This is a genomic window from Streptomyces sp. NPDC054834 (assembly GCF_053611185.1).
The window spans coordinates 75,086-92,241 of sequence record NZ_JBSGZV010000017.1; the positions used below are offsets into that span (position 1 = coordinate 75,086).

The 17,156-nt window shown below is 70.6% G+C and carries 16 protein-coding genes and 2 pseudogenes; 11 read left to right on the plus strand and 7 right to left on the minus strand.

The annotated features are described in order from the left end of the window. Positions 1-9: 9 nt before the first annotated feature. Positions 10-876 carry a helix-turn-helix transcriptional regulator gene (locus ACWGJM_RS23265; RefSeq protein ID WP_453413599.1) on the plus strand — a complete coding sequence of 289 codons (867 nt, stop codon included), beginning with the start codon at positions 10-12 and terminating at the stop codon, positions 874-876. Positions 877-1,077: 201 nt separating this feature from the next. After that, a complete protein-coding gene (locus ACWGJM_RS23270) occupies positions 1,078-1,398 on the plus strand; it encodes a hypothetical protein (RefSeq protein WP_453413600.1) in 321 nt (106 codons plus the stop codon). Positions 1,399-1,621: 223 nt separating this feature from the next. On the opposite strand, the gene ACWGJM_RS23275 is transcribed toward ACWGJM_RS23270, so the two are convergent. Further along, positions 1,622-2,260, minus strand: coding sequence for a hypothetical protein (locus tag ACWGJM_RS23275; RefSeq protein ID WP_453413601.1), 639 nt, complete (start codon positions 2,258-2,260; stop codon positions 1,622-1,624). A 302-nt stretch (positions 2,261-2,562) separates the two neighbouring features. Here ACWGJM_RS23275 and hemL point away from each other — a divergent pair, with 302 nt between their 5' ends. The 7 genes from hemL to ccsB all read left to right on the plus strand — a co-directional run bounded on the left by hemL (position 2,563) and on the right by ccsB (position 10,282). Further along, a complete protein-coding gene (gene hemL / locus ACWGJM_RS23280; protein WP_453413711.1) occupies positions 2,563-3,882 on the plus strand; it encodes a glutamate-1-semialdehyde 2,1-aminomutase in 1,320 nt (439 codons plus the stop codon). Then, positions 3,879-4,562: a histidine phosphatase family protein gene (locus ACWGJM_RS23285; RefSeq protein WP_453413602.1), complete on the plus strand. Its 684-nt coding sequence runs from the start codon at positions 3,879-3,881 to the stop codon at positions 4,560-4,562. Before hemL ends, ACWGJM_RS23285 begins: the two co-directional genes overlap by 4 nt. Positions 4,563-4,728: 166 nt before the next feature. After that, entirely contained in the window at positions 4,729-6,018 is a 1,290-nt protein-coding gene (locus ACWGJM_RS23290; RefSeq protein ID WP_453413603.1) for a hypothetical protein, read from the plus strand. 91 nt (positions 6,019-6,109) lie between these two features. After that, positions 6,110-6,697: a TlpA family protein disulfide reductase gene (locus tag ACWGJM_RS23295; protein WP_453413604.1), complete on the plus strand. Its 588-nt coding sequence runs from the start codon at positions 6,110-6,112 to the stop codon at positions 6,695-6,697. 1 nt (position 6,698) lies between these two features. Further along, positions 6,699-7,472 (plus strand): cytochrome c biogenesis CcdA family protein, encoded by a 774-nt coding sequence (locus tag ACWGJM_RS23300; protein ID WP_453413605.1) that lies wholly within the window; start codon positions 6,699-6,701, stop codon positions 7,470-7,472. A gap of 3 nt (positions 7,473-7,475) precedes the next feature. Then, on the plus strand, positions 7,476-9,188 hold the full coding sequence (gene resB / locus ACWGJM_RS23305) for a cytochrome c biogenesis protein ResB (protein ID WP_453413606.1): 1,713 nt from the start codon (positions 7,476-7,478) through the stop codon (positions 9,186-9,188). Beyond that, positions 9,185-10,282 (plus strand): c-type cytochrome biogenesis protein CcsB, encoded by a 1,098-nt coding sequence (ccsB, locus tag ACWGJM_RS23310; RefSeq protein WP_453413607.1) that lies wholly within the window; start codon positions 9,185-9,187, stop codon positions 10,280-10,282. Before resB ends, ccsB begins: the two co-directional genes overlap by 4 nt. 117 nt (positions 10,283-10,399) lie before the next feature. Here ccsB and ACWGJM_RS23315 read toward each other — a convergent pair. Together ACWGJM_RS23315 and ACWGJM_RS23320 are read right to left on the minus strand one after the other, a co-directional pair. After that, a pseudogene (locus ACWGJM_RS23315) lies at positions 10,400-10,499 on the minus strand (IS481 family transposase); the annotation flags it as partial. A gap of 133 nt (positions 10,500-10,632) precedes the next feature. Continuing rightward, positions 10,633-10,977, minus strand: coding sequence for a hypothetical protein (locus tag ACWGJM_RS23320; protein WP_453413608.1), 345 nt, complete (start codon positions 10,975-10,977; stop codon positions 10,633-10,635). Positions 10,978-11,260: 283 nt separating this feature from the next. On the opposite strand from ACWGJM_RS23320, the gene ACWGJM_RS23325 reads away from it, so the two are divergent. Further along, entirely contained in the window at positions 11,261-11,674 is a 414-nt protein-coding gene (locus ACWGJM_RS23325; protein WP_453413609.1) for an SRPBCC family protein, read from the plus strand. Here the strand turns inward: ACWGJM_RS23325 and ACWGJM_RS23330 are convergent. From ACWGJM_RS23330 to ACWGJM_RS23345, 4 genes are all read right to left on the minus strand, one after another. Then, positions 11,671-13,221 carry an ABC transporter substrate-binding protein gene (locus ACWGJM_RS23330; RefSeq protein WP_453413610.1) on the minus strand — a complete coding sequence of 517 codons (1,551 nt, stop codon included), beginning with the start codon at positions 13,219-13,221 and terminating at the stop codon, positions 11,671-11,673. The two genes, ACWGJM_RS23325 and ACWGJM_RS23330, sit on opposite strands and share 4 nt — an antisense overlap. After that, on the minus strand, positions 13,221-15,347 hold the full coding sequence (locus tag ACWGJM_RS23335) for a hypothetical protein (RefSeq protein ID WP_453413611.1): 2,127 nt from the start codon (positions 15,345-15,347) through the stop codon (positions 13,221-13,223). Before ACWGJM_RS23335 ends, ACWGJM_RS23330 begins: the two co-directional genes overlap by 1 nt. A 91-nt stretch (positions 15,348-15,438) precedes the next feature. After that, positions 15,439-16,431, minus strand: coding sequence for an isopenicillin N synthase family dioxygenase (locus ACWGJM_RS23340; protein WP_453413612.1), 993 nt, complete (start codon positions 16,429-16,431; stop codon positions 15,439-15,441). Next, entirely contained in the window at positions 16,409-16,861 is a 453-nt protein-coding gene (locus ACWGJM_RS23345; protein ID WP_453413613.1) for a nucleoside deaminase, read from the minus strand. The genes ACWGJM_RS23340 and ACWGJM_RS23345 overlap by 23 nt, the downstream gene beginning before the upstream one ends. Positions 16,862-16,921: 60 nt before the next feature. On the opposite strand from ACWGJM_RS23345, the pseudogene ACWGJM_RS23350 reads away from it, so the two are divergent. Next, positions 16,922-17,014 (plus strand): annotated as a pseudogene (locus tag ACWGJM_RS23350) (SPFH domain-containing protein); the annotation flags it as partial. Between the last annotated feature and the right edge of the window lie 142 nt (positions 17,015-17,156).

A 17,156-nucleotide genomic window follows, 5' to 3' on the forward strand; every position in this document is an offset into this window, starting at 1 on the left:
ATGGAGCCCATGTCGACGACACCCGGAACCGGACTGGGCCTGATGATCCGCACGTGGCGGGACCGGCTGCCCCCGTCGGCCGCCGGGCTGCCGGTGCCCCGGGGGCGCCGGGCGGCCGGGCTACGGCGCGAAGAGCTGGCCGACCTGGCCGGGGTATCGGTCGACTACGTCGTGCGCCTGGAGCAGGGGCGGGCCACGACACCCTCGGCGTCGGTGGTGGCGTCACTGGCGCGCGCCCTGCAACTGTCCACCGCCGAACGGGACCACCTGTACCGGCTGGCCCGGCTCGTACCGCCCGCGGGCGGCGCGATCTCCGACCATCTTCCGCCCGGCATGCAGCGGGTGCTCGCCCGCCTCGGGGACGTGGCGGTCGCCGTGTTCGCGGCGGACTGGCAACTGGTGTGGTGGAACCGTGGGTGGGCCGCCCTGCTGGGCGACCCCTCCGCCTCGCCGCCGGGGCTGCGCAACTTCGCCCGCGACAGGTTCCCGGTGGACGCCGGCCCCGCCCGCCTCGCGCTGTGGCCGGTGACCGAGGCGGACCGCGACGCCACCGACGCCGCCGTCGTCTCCGACCTGCGCCGCGCCACCGGCCGCTTCCCCCGGGACAGCCGCTTGGCCACGCTGATCCGCGAACTGAACGCGGGCAACAGGAGGTTCGCCGAGCTGTGGGCGACCGGGGAGGTGGCCGCGCACCGCGAGGACCACAAGACCATCGACCACCCGTCGGTGGGCCCGGTCACGGTGGACTGCGACGTCCTGACCGACGGCGACTCCGAGCTCAAGATCGTCATCATGACCGCCGTGCCCGGCAGCGAGGACGAGACCAAGCTCCGGCTCACCGCCATCGCCGGCCCACCGGCCACCACGCGCAACTGATCCGAGAGGTCACGGCTTGCGGGCCACCGCGCAGAACTCGTCGATGTCGCGGCCGCGGCCCGTGTCCGCGGGGTCGGGACGCCAGCGCGTGAGGGGAACGATGCCGGGTCCTCGTCGCCCTCGTCCGCGCCGGAGCCCGCTTCGAACGCGGCCAACTGGTCGAGCGCCCCGCCACCGTCGCGGCATAGGGTCTGGTCCACCATGACCGACCACCACACCTACGGCACCAGCACCCACACCGTCAGCGAGCTGGTCCGACTCGTCAGTGACTGCCTCGGGCTCGTCTTCACCGAGCGCGACAGCGACTACCGGGGCATCTACCACCTCGCCGGCAGCCTCAACGGACGGATCGAGATCCAGCCCAACGCGATCCCCGGCGATGAGGATGACGACCTCTATGCTCCGGAACACCCAGCGACCCAGGTGCTGTTGCTCACCACCACGCCGGCGCCGGACCCCGCCCTGCAGACCCGCCTGGGCTCCATTGAAGGGCTCATCCACCTGAACCACGAGACAGCGTGAACAGCTACCGAGTGAATGCCCTCGCCGGCTGAGGCCGTGCGTGCGAGGCGTGCCTACGCCTCTGTGCTCCTGGACGCGGTGAGAGCAAGAATCCGGCGCAGGAAGCTCCGGGCACATTCAGTCCCCCGGCGAAACCAACGTGCCCTGGCCGCCTGACGCCCCACCGGGCACATGACAAGGGCGGGACCCGAAAGCCCCGCCCGGTACCCGCGAAACCCCCAGCTCAAGGCCAAACAAGGCAATAAGGCTGATGCCCCGCCTCATGCAGCCGATGCGAGAAGTCCTGCCACTCGTGCAGCAGCTGGTACACGTTGAACGCGTCCCGGGGCCCGCCCCGGTCCGGCACGGTGGACCAGATGAACGCCGCCGCGCCGACCGCCTCCTCGCCGATGCCCCGCAGGGGGTCGACGACGGTCATCGGGAGTTTCACGACCGCGTAGTCGGGGTGCAGGACGACCAGTTCCAGGGGCGGCACCTTGTTCAGGGGGACGCCCTCGATCCCGGTGAGGACCATCGCGGCCATCGTCTCCGGCTTGATCTTGGTGAACATGCCGTTCATGCCGAGCTCGTCGCCGCCGAGCTCCTCGGGGCGCATGGAGATCGGCACGCGGGCCGCGGTCGCGCCGTCGGGCGCGCCGAAGTATTTGTACGTCACCCCCACCCGACCACCATTTCTGCTCTCCGCCTTCAACCGGTCCACTCGACGATCAATACGTCGTTCGAGCCCCTCCGGCTCATTCGGTACGCCCTGTGCCTGACGTGCTTCGGCCGCTTCCTCCGCCTCGCGTCGGTGCCTTCCCCGCCGGGCACGTCGAGGACCCAGGTCATCAGTCCCCTCGCCCAGTCCGCCACCGCGATGCATATCTCCACCCGACTGCTTTTCTAGGACGCGTGGCCCCCGCCGCGCAACCCGATCATCGTGTCAGTGACCTCCCCCACGGCCGCACGCCGAAACGTGCGGGGATACAACAGTCCGCAGGATCACGTCCCAGTCTTCCCAGGTCTTCCCAGTCTCGCAGATGGCAGAAGTTCGACCACGTGATTGGCGTAGCCGCCCCCGCTTTGTCGGACCCGTCCCCTCGTCGGCCTACCCTGATGAGGTCACCCTGTCAGAGAAGGTGGGAGAAGCCGCAGGTCATGAGTGAAGCCAACTCCTCGGGAGCGCTGCCGGCAGCGCCCTACCCATACGAGGCGCCCGTCTCGCAGGCCCTGTTCGACCGTGCGGCCGCTGTCACGCCGGGCGGCGTGAACTCCCCGGTGCGCGCCTTCGGCGCCGTGGGCGGTACGCCCCGGTTCATGGTGTCCGGCAACGGTCCGTATCTGATCGACGCCGACGGCCGGGAGTACGTGGATCTGGTGTGCTCCTGGGGGCCGATGATCCTCGGGCACTCCCACCCCGAGGTGATCGCCGCCGTGCAGCAGGCCGTCGCGCGCGGTACGTCCTTCGGTACGCCCGGTGAGGGCGAGGTCGCCCTCGCGGAGGAGATCGTCGCCCGGGTCGAGCCCGTCGAGCAGGTGCGGCTGGTGTCCAGTGGGACCGAGGCCACCATGTCGGCCATCCGGCTCGCCCGCGGGTTCACCCGGCGGTCCAAGGTGATCAAGTTCGCCGGGTGCTACCACGGGCACGTCGACTCGCTGCTCGCCGCCGCGGGCTCCGGCGTCGCCACCTTCGCGCTGCCCGACACCCCCGGTGTCACCGGTGCCCAGGCCGGCGACACGATCGTGCTGCCGTACAACGACCTGGAGGCCGTGCACGCCGCCTTCCACGCCCACCCCGGCGAGATCGCATGCGTGATCACGGAGGCCTCGCCCGGCAACATGGGCGTCGTACCGCCGCTGCCCGGCTTCAACCAGGGACTGAAGGACGCCTGTGCGCAGAACGGGGCGCTGTACATCTCCGACGAGGTGATGACCGGCTTCCGTACCAGCCGCGCCGGGTGGTACGGCGTCGACGGGGTCAGGCCGGACCTCATGACCTTCGGCAAGGTCATGGGCGGCGGCTTCCCGGCCGCGGCCTTCGGCGGCCGGGCCGACGTCATGGCGCACCTCGCGCCCGCCGGGCCCGTCTACCAGGCCGGCACCCTCTCCGGGAACCCGGTCGCCACCGCCGCGGGCCTCGCCCAGCTGCGGCTGCTCGACGACGCCGCGTACGACAGGGTCGACGCCGTGTCGGAGCAGATCCAGGGCCTGGTCACCGAGGCGCTCACCAAGGAGGGGGTGGCGCACCGGCTCCAGCGGGCCTCCAACATGTTCTCCGTCTTCTTCACGGACCGGTCCGTGCGGAACTACGAGGACGCCAAGGCACAGGACTCCTTCCGCTTCACGGCGTTCTTCCACTCGTTGCTGGCGAACGGCGTCTACCTGCCGCCGTCGTCCTTCGAGTCCTGGTTCGTGTCGACGGCCCATGACGAGCGGGCCATCCAGAAGATCGCCGACGCCCTTCCGGCGGCGGCCCGAGCGGCGGCGGAGGCCACGGCAGCATGAGTGACAGCAAGGACATCACCGTCGTCCACCTCATGCGGCACGGCGAGGTGGAGAACCCGACCGGCGTCCTCTACGGGCGGCTGCCGGGCTACCGTCTCTCCGAGCTGGGCCGGCAGATGGCCGATCGGGTCGCCGAGCACCTCGCCCCGCGCGATGTGACGTACGTCGTCGCCTCCCCGCTGGAGCGGGCGCAGGAGACCGCGACCCCGATCGCCAAGGCGCACGGCCTGGACCTGGACACCGACGAGCGGCTCATCGAGGCCGACAACGTCTTCCAGGGCAAGACCTTCGGTGTCGGGGACGGGGCGCTGCGCCGCCCGGAGAACTGGAAGCACCTCGTCAACCCCTTCAAGCCGTCCTGGGGGGAGCCGTACGTCGACCAGGTCGTGCGGATGATGGGCGCGCTGAACGCGGCGAAGGACCGGGCGCGCGGGCACGAGGCGGTGCTGGTGAGCCATCAGCTGCCGATCTGGATCGTGCGCTCGTACGTCGAGCGGCGGCGGCTGTGGCACGATCCGCGCAAGCGGCAGTGCACCCTCGCCTCCCTGACGACTTTCACATATCAGGGCGACAGGATCGTTTCCGTCGGCTACTCCGAGCCCGCCCGCGACCTCGTCCCGGCCCATCTGCTGGCCGGTGCGAAGCCGGTGAAGGGGCAGGGGAAGGCGTTCGGGGCCTGAGGGTTTCCGCCGGGTCTGAGGTTTCGGGCCTGAGACGTACGTCACAGGCACTCATGACACGCCCGTTACGTTTGTTGTGAATTATCTGAAAAGCAGCGGAACCTACCTGTTCGTCACGCCCTCTGAGTGGGTGACCACCAGCAGGACGTGACGAATCGGGGTTCTCATGCGCGCCTTCTCCCGACGCGGAATAATCGGCCTCGGCGCGGGTGCCGCAGCCGCCGCCTCACTCGCCGGGTGCGGAACGCTCGACGCGTCAGACGGCGACGGGCACGGTTCTGGTTCCGGTTCCGGTTCCGGCAAGGGGCGTTCCCGGGGCAGCGGAAGCAGTGCGCACCCCGCCCGCCCCCTCGGCGACGGCTCCACCTCCTTCACCGGCAAGCAGCCCCACCAGCCCGCCAAGCCCGAGCCGCTTCAGCCCGGTCAGGAGCCGCCGCAGTTCGTCATCTTCTCCTGGGACGGGGCGGGCGAGGTCGGCAACGGTCTCTTCCCGCGCTTCCTGGACCTCGCCAAGGAGCACGGGGCGAGCATGACCTTCTTCCTCTCGGGGCTGTACCTGCTGCCCGAGTCGAAGAAGCGGCTGTACGACCCGCCGAACAACCCGCGCGGCGCCTCCGACATCGGCTACCTCACCGACGAGCACATCAAGGCGACGCTCACCAACGTCCGCCGCGCCTGGCTCGAGGGCCACGAGATCGGCACCCACTTCAACGGGCACTTCTGCTCCGGCTCCGGCACGGTCGGCAACTGGACCCCGCAGCAGTGGAAGAGCGAGATCGCGCAGGCGAAGTCCTTCGTGAAGCAGTGGCGGACCAACACCGGCTGGAAGGACATGCCGGCGCTGCCGTTCGACTACGAGAAGGAGCTCGTCGGCGGCCGTACGCCCTGCCTGCTCGGCCAGAACAACCTGCTGCCCACCGCCCGCGAGCTCGGCTGGCGCTACGACGCCTCCTCGCCGGGCGGTCGCCAGACGTGGCCGCAGAAGAAGCTGGGGATCTGGGACCTGCCGTTGCAGCAGATTCCTTTCCCCGGGCACTCGTTCGAAGTGCTCTCCATGGACTACAACATGCTCGCCAACCAGTCCGTCAACTCCACCAAAGCCCCGGCCTACAACTACCCGGGCTGGCGCCGGCAGTCCGCTCAGGCCTACATATCCGGATTCCAGCGGGCATACGAGTCAAACCGGGCACCCTTCTTCATAGGCAACCACTTCGAGCAGTGGAACGGCGGCCTCTACATGGACGCCGTCGAGGAGGCCTTCAAGCACATCGCCCGGGAGAAGGAGAAGGGCGCGGACGTACGGCTGGTCTCCTTCAAGCAGTTCGTGGACTGGCTGGACGTGCAGAAGCCCGAGGTGCTCGCCAAGCTGCGCACCCTGGATGTCGGGCAGCGCCCGGTGGGCGGCTGGAAGGGCTTCCTCTCGGACACGAAGTCGGCCTCTTCGAACGCCGCCTGAAAGCACTGCCTGAAACGCCGCCTGAAATGCGGGTTTCCGCCCGCAAGGGGGGTGCGCAACATCCCCAGAACGGGCATGCGAAACTTTTCACATGACTACCCGCAGCCGCCTCCTGCTCGCCGCCACGGCCGCCGCAGCGGCCCTGACCCTGTCCGCGTGCAGTTCGGGCGGCATGTCGGGCGGGGGCGGCGACACCAACTTCGTCACCGGCAAGAACGGCATCGCCACGGCCGCCAAGGGCCACCGGGACCCGGCGCCGGACCTGTCCGGCAAGACCATCGACGGCAAGACCCTCGATGTCGCCGACTACAAGGGCAAGGTCGTCGTCGTCAACATCTGGGGCTCCTGGTGCGGGCCGTGCCGCGCGGAGGGCAAGTACTTCGCCAAGGTCTCCAAGGAGTACGAGGGCAAGGGTGTCCAGTTCGTCGGCATCAACACCCGGGACACCAGCACCACCCCGGCGGTCGCCTTCGAGAAGCACCAGGGGATCACCTACCCCAGCCTCTACGACCCGACCGGCAAGCTGATGCTCCGCTTCAAGAAGGGCACGCTCAACCCGCAGCTGGTCCCCACCACGCTGATCCTCGACCGGGACGGGAAGATCGCCGCGCGGGCGCTGGAGGCGCTCAGCGAGGAGAGCCTGCTGAAGATGCTCAAGCCGGTCCTCGCGGAGAAGTGACGTGAGCGCACTCGTCACGCTCGCCGGCGAGGTGGGCAGGAACCAGACCGTGTTCAGCGGCGCCCTGCTGGTGGCGCTGCCGATCGCGGTGCTCGGCGGCCTCGTCTCCTTCTTCTCGCCCTGTGTGCTGCCGCTGGTCCCCGGCTACCTCTCCTACGTCACCGGGGTCGCCGGCACCGACCTGGAGGACGCCCGACGGGGCCGGATGGTGGCGGGCGCCTCACTGTTCGTGCTCGGCTTCACGGCCGTGTTCGTCTCCGGCGGCGCACTGTTCGGCTTCTTCGGATACACCCTCCAGGAACACAAGGACACCCTCTCCAAGGTGCTCGGTGTGCTCATGATCCTGCTGGGCGTCTTCTTCATGGGGCTCATGCCCTGGCTCACCCAGCGTGAGTTCCGCTTCCACAAGCGGCCGGCCACGGGCCTGGTGGGCGCGCCCGTGCTCGGCGCCCTGTTCGGGATCGGCTGGACTCCCTGCATCGGCCCCACGCTCGGCGCCGTCGTCGCCCTGTCGTCCCAGCAGGCCAGCGCCGGCCGCGGCGCCGTACTGACCGTCGCCTACTGCCTCGGCCTCGGCGTCCCCTTCGTCCTCACCGCCGTCGCCTTCCGCAAGGCCCTCGGTGCGTTCAGCTGGGTCAAGCGCCACTATGTCTGGGTGATGCGCATCGGCGGCACCATGATGATCGTGACCGGTGTGCTGCTGCTGACCGGCGCGTGGGACCGTCTGGTGCAGGAGATGCAGACCTGGTCCGACGGCTTCACTGTGGGGATCTGATCGATGAGCAAGACCACAACCGACAACGCCCCGGGCTCCGAGGACCAGGACCTGGGGGCGGCCGGCTCCCAGCTGTCCACCGCCCCGCAGGAAGAGGCGGTGAGCTTTCCCTCCCTCGGCGTCGTCGGCTGGGTCCGCTGGTTCTGGCGCCAGCTGACCTCCATGCGGGTCGCGCTGCTGCTGCTCCTGCTGCTGTCGCTCGGCGCGATCCCCGGCTCGCTGATCCCGCAGACCGGCGCCGACATCAACAAGGTCGCCGACTTCCGCAAGTCCCACACGACACTCGCGCCGGTCTACGACAAGCTGGGCCTCTTCCACGTCTACAGCTCGGTGTGGTTCTCGGCGATCTACATCCTGCTGTTCGTCTCGCTCATCGGCTGCATCGTCCCGCGCACCTGGCAGTTCGTCGGCCAGCTGCGTGGCCGCCCGCCCGCCGCGCCCAAGCGGCTGACCCGGCTGCCCGCCTACACCACCTGGCGCACCGAGGCCGAGCCCGAGCAGGTCCGCGAGGCCGCGCTCGCCCTGCTGAAGAAGCGCCGCTTCCGCGCGCACGCCACCGGTGACGCCGTCGCCGCCGAGAAGGGCTACGTGCGTGAGCTGGGCAACCTGGTCTTCCACATCGCGCTGATCGTGCTGCTGGTCGCCTTCGCCTCGGGCCAGCTGTTCAAGTCGGACGGCACCAAGCTGGTCGTCGAGGGCGCCGGGTTCTCCAACTCGATCATCCTGTACGACGACTTCAAGTCCGGCAGCCTCTTCAAGAGCGACGACCTGGTGCCCTTCAGCTTCGACCTGAAGGATTTCCAGGGTACCTACGAGATGAGCGGCCCGAACAAGGGCACCCCGCGCACCTTCCAGGCGAAGATCGACTACAGCAAGGGCGCGTACGGCAAGCCGCAGCCGACGACCATCAAGGTCAACCAGCCGCTGAAGATCGACGACGCCAAGGTCTACCTCGTCAGCCACGGCTACGCGCCCGTCATCACCGTCCGCGACGGCAAGGGCGACGTCGTCTACAAGGACGCCGTGCCGCTGCTGCCGCTCGACGGGAACGTCAGCTCGCAGGGCGTCATCAAGGTGATGGACGGCTACAAGAACGCCCAGGGCCTCAGCGAGCAGCTGGGCGTGAAGGCCTTCTTCCTGCCGACCTACGGCGGTGGCGCCTCGGTGCTCTCCCAGTTCCCGGCGCTGCTGAACCCGGTGCTGAACCTGGAGCCGTACCACGGCGACCTCGGCGTCGACGCGGGCATCCCGCAGAGCGTGTACCAGCTCGACAAGACCCACATGAAGGCGTACAAGGACGCCAAGGGCGCGCAGCTGAGGGACAACCTCAAGCCCGGGCAGACCATGCAGCTGCCCAACGGCGCCGGCTCGATCACCTTCGAGAAGGACGTCAAGGAGTGGGCCGGCTTCGAGATCGTCCAGGAGCCGGGCAGCGGCTGGGCCCTCGGCGGCGCGTTCGCCGCGATCTTCGGCCTCGCCGCGTCCCTGTTCATACAGCGCCGCCGCGTCTGGGTGCGGGCCGTCCGCGGCGCCGACGGCGTCACGGTCGTCGAGATGGCCGGCCTCGGCCGCAGCGAGTCCGCCAAGGTCCCCGAGGAACTGGGCGACCTCGCCGGAATCCTCTACGACCAGGCGCCGGGGGCACCCGACCCCGACCATGACCCCTCAGAATCCCCCGACCCCCAAGTCGTACCTGCCGAAGGGGCTGAGCAGTGACTCTCGCCGCCGCAACCGATCTCGCCGCCGCCACCAACGAACATCTCGCGAGCATCAGCAACACGCTGATCTACTCGTCGATGGCCGTCTACACCCTGGCCTTCTTCGCCTACATCGCCGAATGGCTCTTCGGCAGCCGCAGCAAGGTGGCCCGCACGGCCGCCGCGCTCACGGCGGACACCAAGGCCGCACAGGGGCCCGCCGTCACCGTGCAGCAGGCCGGCGGGACCGCCGTGCTGGAGCGGCCCAAGGTCGTCGTCCGGTCCGCGGCCGGCGCCCGGGACGTGCCGGACGGGCCCGGCGCCCACGGCGGTGACGAGCAGGGCGACCTCTACGGCCGGATCGCCGTCTCCCTCACCGTGCTCGCCTTCCTCGTGGAGCTGGCCGGTGTCGTCGCCCGCGCGGCCTCCGTGGAACGGGCGCCGTGGGGCAACATGTACGAGTTCAACATCACGTTCTCGACGGTCGCCGTCGCCGTGTACCTCGCACTGCTGGCGCTGAAGAAGAACGTCCGCTGGATGGGCCTGTTCCTGGTCACCACGGTCCTGCTCGACCTGGGCCTCGCGGTCACCGTCCTCTATACGGCGAGCGACCAGCTGGTCCCGGCCCTGCACTCGTACTGGCTCTACATCCACGTCTCCACCGCGATCTTCTGCGGTGCGGTGTTCTACGTCGGCGCGGTCGCCACGATCCTGTACCTCTTCAAGGACTCGTACGAGAACAAGCTCCAGACCGGCGGCAAGCCCGGCACCTTCGCGACCTCGGTCCTGGAGCGCCTGCCCGCCTCCGCCTCGCTCGACAAGTTCGCCTACCGGGTCAACGCGGCCGTCTTCCCGCTGTGGACGTTCACGATCATCGCGGGCGCGATCTGGGCGGGCGACGCCTGGGGCCGCTACTGGAACTGGGACCCCAAGGAGACCTGGTCCTTCATCACCTGGGTCGCCTACGCCTGCTACCTGCACGCCCGCGCCACGGCCGGCTGGAAGGGCCGCAAGGCCGCCTACCTGGCGATGATCGCCTTCGGCTGCTGGCTGTTCAACTACTACGGCGTCAACATCTTCGTGACCGGCAAGCACTCCTACGCGGGCGTCTGAGCACCCGGGCCGGCCCGGGGGCCGGCCTGAAGCGGGGAATTCGGTCGCTGGCCCACGGTCTACGGCCGGTTCCGGGTCTGGAGGGACGCCGGTGCCTTCACCGCGCCATTGGAGGGCCAGTTCGCCTGGCCGGTCGCGCTCGTAGCGGCGGATCACCTGACCGGTGGGCCGGTCCAAAGGCCAGCCGGTTAAGGCCGTATCGGACCAGGATGCGATGCCGGGACACGAAGACCTCCGTGTGGTGGATTCCTAGACAGCTCCACCACACCGGAGGTCTTCGCCGTGATCAAGCCCGGCCGGTGTCAACAACGCTCGTGATCAATACGACTAGAGCCTGTCCGGCCTGCGGGTCAGTCCCTGACCTGCGTGTCGAGGAACTTCGCGGTGGTCCGCTGGGGCGCGCCGCACGCGGCCACGGAGTCCTGGTACCACTGCTTCCACGGACCCCAGACGGTGTACGTGTTGCCGTTGATGCCGTCGGTGCAGAGGATCTTGAGCCGCTGCTCTCCCGGGCCGTAGTGGCAGGTCTGACTGATCGAGTAGGTGTTGATCTGGTGGAACCCGCAGCCGTGCACCGCGGCGCTGGCCGGGGTGGCCACGGCGATGGGCGCGGCCACGGCGATGCCGCCGAGCAGCAGCGGTGTCGAGAGGACCGAGGTGAGCTTCCTCTTGCCGAGCGTCTTCCTGTTGAGCACAAGATCCCCCTCTGTTCGGGCCAGCTGGTCAGGCCGGCCGCGCGCCGTCGGCTGTGGATGACCGACAGGCTGGTCGGGGAGCACAATACTGATCCGTCGTGGATCATGTCCATGACTTAGCTCTCGGGCGTTTGGCCGTAGCGGGTGGCGATGCCGCGCCAGGCCTTCATCTTGGCGTCAACATCTTCGTGACCGGCAAGCACTCCTACGCCGGCGTGTGAGCCGCTGACGGCGACGCCCGTAACCGGGTGCGCAACCCTCGGCCAAGGGTCAGGCTGGTGTCATGACCGGTTCCATCGAACAGGGCACCAGCCAGACCCACGGGAACGTGCACATCCTGCACTTCCTGGTACGGCTTCCGCGGCCCGTCGAGAAGGTCTGGCCGGCGCTCGCCACGCCGGAGGGGCTGGCGGGCTGGTTCACGGACGTCGACGTGCTGGAGCCACGGCTCGGCGGGACCGTCGCGCTGCGCGGGCTGGGGGCCGGGGAGATCACCGCGTGGGACGTGGACCGGGTCGCCGAGTACACCGTGGAGGGCGGTGGACGCGTCCGCTTCCATCTGGAGCGGGACGGGGAGGGCGGGGCCGTGCTGCGGTTCACCCACGAGTTCCAGGGCGAGGGGGAGTCGGGATCGGGCTGGCGGGCTCGATTCGAACGGTTGATCGAGCGAATGGGAGAGGTCGCCGGAGCCTCCTAGGACGGCGGCAGACACTCCTTCCCCGGCGGCTTCCCCTCCGGCCAGGCCGTCTTCACGAAACGCGAACCGCCCTCGGGCACGAGCTCCACGATCGGCACCGCCTTGTCGTACGGATTGCCGTGCGCGTCCAGACAGATCCAGCCGCTCGCCCCGCCCAGCCGCAGCGCGCCCTGCACCTGGGTCCACTCGTGGCCCACCGCCGCCGGCGTCGGGGTCGCCGTACCGCCGTGCGTGGCCATGCGGACGCCGCGTACGGCCAGCCGCAGGGCGTCGTAGCCGATGATCAGCTGGCCGTCGTCCAGGGCCACCGAGCCGATCGGCCCGACCGGCCCCCGCTTGCCGTCGGTCACCAGCTCCGCCAGGTCCTGCGCGTCCTTGGCCGAGCCGCCGGTGGCCGTCGCGGGAACCCCGTTCCACGCGTCCGGGTGGGCGAGGGAGGTGTACCGCACCGAGAGGTTGTGCTCGAGGGCGCCGGGGTCCAGCTTCTTGTCACCGGTCAGGTACGAGCCCTCGTCACCGGTGAGCAGGGTGAACCTGCGGTCCTCGCAGCCGCGTTGACCCAGCGCGTTGATGAACTGCCGCAACTGGGTGTGCCGGCCCGCGAACAGGATCGTGTCCGTCGTCCTTGGCGTGGAGCACAGGATCTGCGTGATCTCCCAGAACGTGTTGGCGGTGGTGCCCTCCTTGCTGCGGTCGGCGGGCGGGTAGAACGGCCGCGGCTCGTACCGCGAACCCTTCAGCAGCGCCGTGAACGCGCTCTGAAGCGTCCGCGTGTACGGGTCCCCGGGGCTGTCGTACACCAGCAGCGCCTTGCCCGCGCTGACCTTCGCGAAGGAGGCCAGCGCCCGGGCCTCGTCGGTGTTGGTCGGCGAGACCCGCGCCATCCCGGGGAAGGGGTTCTTGCCGCCCTGCCCGTTGGCCAGGTCGTCGGCGGTGATGGACGAGCCGACCACCGGGATCCCGCGCCGGGTCAGCTCCTTGACGGCCTTCTTGTTGTTGTCGGTGCTCTGCCCGATCCCCGTGACCGCCCGCAGCCGGTCGGCGGTCTTCGTCATCCGGGCCAGCTGGTCCACCGTCCGCTGCCAGTGGTCGCCGGTGGCCCCGGGGTTGGCGAGCAGCAGCCGGATCTGCGGGGCCTCGCCGTTGGAGTGGTGGTTGGCCTGGTACTGGGCCAGGTAGGCGCCCTGGAGCTGGTGCTGGATGTCGGCCAGGTTCGCCGGCGCGGTCGAGGTGTACGGCAGCATCAGGGCCACCGTCACGTACGTGCCGCTCTTCAGCCGCCGGTTCTCCCGGTCGATGGCCCGCGCCGCGTCCCGCAACTGGGGCCGCCCGAAGTCGTACACGCTCGTCGCCACGCCCACGCACTCGTCGCTGCCCTCCGGCCGCACCACCCCGGGCGCGCAGGACCGGTCGTCGTGCGCGAGCGTCCGCACCGCGAAGACCAGGCCGGTCAGCAGGGCCGCCGTCACCAGCAGCGCCAGATAGCGGCGCAGCGGGATCTCCCAGACGCCCTCGCGCACCCACGTGCCCACGCCTCTGCGCGCCATCACGCCTCCCCGCTCGGGTCGTCCGGGTCCTCCGGGTCGTCTGGCTCGTCCGGGTCGTCCCACGCGTCCGGCCGGCGTCCGGCGAGCGCGGCCGCCGGCCAGTCCCGGGAGGCCCGCCACAGCAGCGCGTTGCCCGCCGGCCGCAGATTGGACAGCTGCTCCAGCTCGAACCGCAGCCGGTCACAGACCCTGGGGTCGGGCAGCACCAGCGGGTCGGCCAGCTGCCACACCGCGTGCAGCAGCCGCCGCACCCGCAGGTGCAGTACGCCGTCCACGCCCTCCGGCACCGCCAGATCGGTGTCCGTGCGGCCCAGTGCCACGGCGGCCCGCCGGTCGCCCCGGCCGGTGAAGTCGCGGCCTTCGGCGTCGTGCGCGTGGAAGTAGGGCGCGGCGGCGACGAAGCGGAGGGTACGCAGCCAGGCCCGGCTGTCGGCGGTGGGGAAGGTGTCGCGCAGATGGGCGACCGCCGAGTCCGCCGTGCCCAGGGCGAGCTCGTGGTACAGCCGGTAGCGGGCGCGGCCGGGATCCTCGGCGCCGTCCGGCGCGTAGTGCGCGGCCAGGGTCTCGTGCGCCGTGCGCCAGCCGCTGTGGTCGGTGTCCCGCAGATGCAGCCGGAGCAGCAGCAGGGTCCGTACGAACGGGTCGCCGACGAAGTGCCCGGGCGTACCCGGCAGCCCCTCCTGGGCGAGCCGGGTCTGCAGGGCCCGTACGTCCGCCGGGCCGAAGTCGTCCGGGAGCAGCGCGCCGGCCAGCGCGCAGGCCGAGTCGTGGTCGTGGGCGGCGGCCAGCACGGTCAGTTCGTCCAGGCGGTCGGCGGGCACCAGCCGGTCCAGGAGCTCGCGGTAGGCGGGTGCTCCGTCGTGGTCCTCGTGTAGCCGCACGTCGGCGGTGAGCAGCTCACCGAGGGACGCGGCCCCGGGCAGGTGCTGTGCGGCCGACTCGGCGAGCAGGGCGATGCCCAGCGGGTTCCCGCCGGTCAGCCGGTGGGTGGCGTGCGGCAGTTGGGGCGGCACCGGGACCTCGTCGCAGACCGCGCCGACGATGTGCAGGGTGTCGTCGGGGCTGAGCGGCGGCAGCGACACCAGCAGCGCCCGGGAGGACGGCACGGCCGCGTCCGGGGTCCAGTCGCTGCGCCGGGCCACCTCGGGCAGGCCACGGCGGGCGGCGTTGCGCAGCGCCTCCCGCCCGTCGCCGCGCCGGGCGCCGACGAACACGACCTGGTCGGCGATGCCCTCGGCCCGGTCCCGCAGCACGGCGTCGACGAGCCCCGGCCCGGGCGCGCTCTGTGCGTTGTCGACCAGCACCAGCGGCCGGCCCAGGCGCTGCATGCGCGGCAGCATCCCCGCGTACGCCTCCGCCAGGTCGGCGAGCAGGGCCCGTACGAGATACCGCTCGGCGTGCTCCCGGGAGGTGCCGCCCGCCCGGAAGTGCCCCGCCAGCAGCATCAGCCCGCGCTGGGCGTGCCCGCCCGCGTTCGGGTACGAGCGGTACCACACGGACGCCTTCTGGTGCCGCCGGTGCGTGAACCCTTCCGCGACCGACTCCAGGGTGGCCTCGATCGCCCCGGACAGCAGCGGCCCGGTCCCGGTCGCGGCGGCCACGACCTTCGCCGCCACCTTCCCGGCCCACCGCCCGGCGAAGCCGCTGATCCACGACCCGCTCTCGTTCAGCAGCAGGATCCGCTCGACCTCCCGCCGGATCCGCTCCGAATCGGCGTCGCCCCAGCCGCTCGCGGCCACCGCGACCAGGCCCGACATCAGCCGCGGGAACTGGATCCGCCCGGCGCCGGTCACCGGCTCGGCGAGCTGTTCGGCGATCACCAGCAGCCCCTGCGCCACAGGCGACCAGGACTCGGCGGGCCGCTCCGGGGGCGGCCCGGCGAACTGCACGTCGGCGCAGTCGATCAACGCGACCGGCGTGTGCCCCCTGTACGCCTCCCGCAACTCCCCGAGCACCGAGCTCTTGCCCAGCCCCCGGGCCCCCGTGAGCAGGACGAGGGGCAGCTCCTTCGGATGCTCGACCGGATGCGCGCGGTGCTGGTACGGGCGCAGGCCCACCAGCCGCGGAGCGAGTCCGGCCGGATCCGTGTCGAACAGGGCCCCACGCCCATGCAGACGTCTGTGCACCGCATCCCCCCTCGAACTCCAGTGTAGGAAGGGGCAGTTGCTTCCGGCCAGATCGCGTGATGTCCGTTGGGTTACGAATCTGCCCGGGTCGTCAGCCGACGGTGATCGAATCCAGCTTCGCCCGCAGATAAACATGCGAGTCGACGGGCGGATACGCCACCCACCCCACCGGCGCGGGCACGGACTCCACCAGCGTCCCCGGCGTGCACTCCCCGAAGTACACGAGCGACATCAGCTCCTCGGCGGGCGCGTCCGCGGGCGGCGGCAGCACCCGGTGCCGCCCGGACCGCCACCGGTCACCGGTCCAACGGGCCATCAGATCCCCGATGTTGATGGTGAAAGCGGCCGGGTCGTAGGGCGCGTCCTCCCAGCCGGCCCCTCCTTCCGAGGGGTCCGTGTACACCTGGAGCCCGCCCTTGCCGGCCTGCCGGTCCAGGATGGTGACCGTCCCGAAGTCGGTGTGCGGCCCGATCCGGAACTGCCCGGGCCGGGCCTCGCCGATCACCTCGGACCCGGGGTACCAATTGATGTTGAAGCCGTACGTCGGATGGTCCATGTGCCTGCTGAAGAAGTCCGGCTCGACCCCGAGCGCGTACCCGAGCAGGGACAGCAGCTCCTTCTCCAGCCCGGCCATCCTCCCGAGGTACTCCTCGCACAGGGGCCGCAGCCCGGGCACTTCGGCGGGCCACACGTTGGGCGCGTACCACTCCGCGTTGACGACCGGATCCTCGAACGGCTCGTGCGTGGCGAAGGTCAGCGACTCCTTCAGGTCCGGCGGCGTCTCGGTCCCCTCGGCGTACCCGTTGGCCTCCGCGCCCGGCCCCAGCCAGCCGCGCCCGCCGACCCTCGCCTCGTACGCCTGTTTCACCTCGGCGGGCAGCGTGAAGAACGCCCGCGCGGCCACCCGGATCCGCTCCCGCAGGCCCGGCGCCACGCCGTGCCCGCTGACCAGCAGGAACCCGGCGGTCTGGAGGGCTTCGTCGACGGTACGGGCGATCCGGGCGCGGGCGTCCGGGTCGCCGTGCCGCCAGGGCCGGAGGTCGATGGTGGGGATACGGGGTTCAGTCACTGCCGATGTCCTCATTCCACAGAGCCGGGTTCCTCGCGATGAAGTCGCGCATCATCGACGTGCACTCGGGGTCGTCGAGGAGGACGACCTCCACTCCGTTCCCGGCGAGCCAGTCGTGCCCGCCGTGGAAGGTGACCGCCTCGCCGACCACCACCCGTGAGATGCCGAACTGCCGGACCAGACCGGAGCAGTACCAGCACGGCGAGAGCGTGGTCACCATCGTCGTGCCCCGGTACGTCCGCTGCCGTCCCGCCGCGCGGAAGGCCGCCGTCTCCGCGTGCGTCGAGGGGTCGCCGTCCTGGACCCGCCGGTTGTGGCCGCGGCCGAGGAGGGTGCCGTCGGAGCCGTAGAGCGCGGCCCCGATCGGGATACCGCCCTCGGCGAGCCCGGCCCGGGCCTCGGCGACGGCGGTGGCGAGCCAGGCGCGGGCCTGTTGCTGGTCCATGCCCTCACTCTCCTTCGGCGCGGACGCCGGGGCAACGTGCGGAGCGGATCCTTCGACGGGGTCGAGCGGTTCGGCCGCTGGACACGAACGCTCGTGCCCGGCGTCAACGCTGTGGTCGCCTTGGACACCGTTCGCAACCGTCTCGACCTGCGCCCGGTGCTGCTGGCGGCGGCGGTCGCGGACACGGTGACCGGAGGCATCGAGCCGACCCGGTGGTCACTGGCCGCACTGGCCGTCATCGCCTGGGTGATGGTCCCGGCCCACCTGCTGTCGATCCTGTCGTCGTCGCGACTGC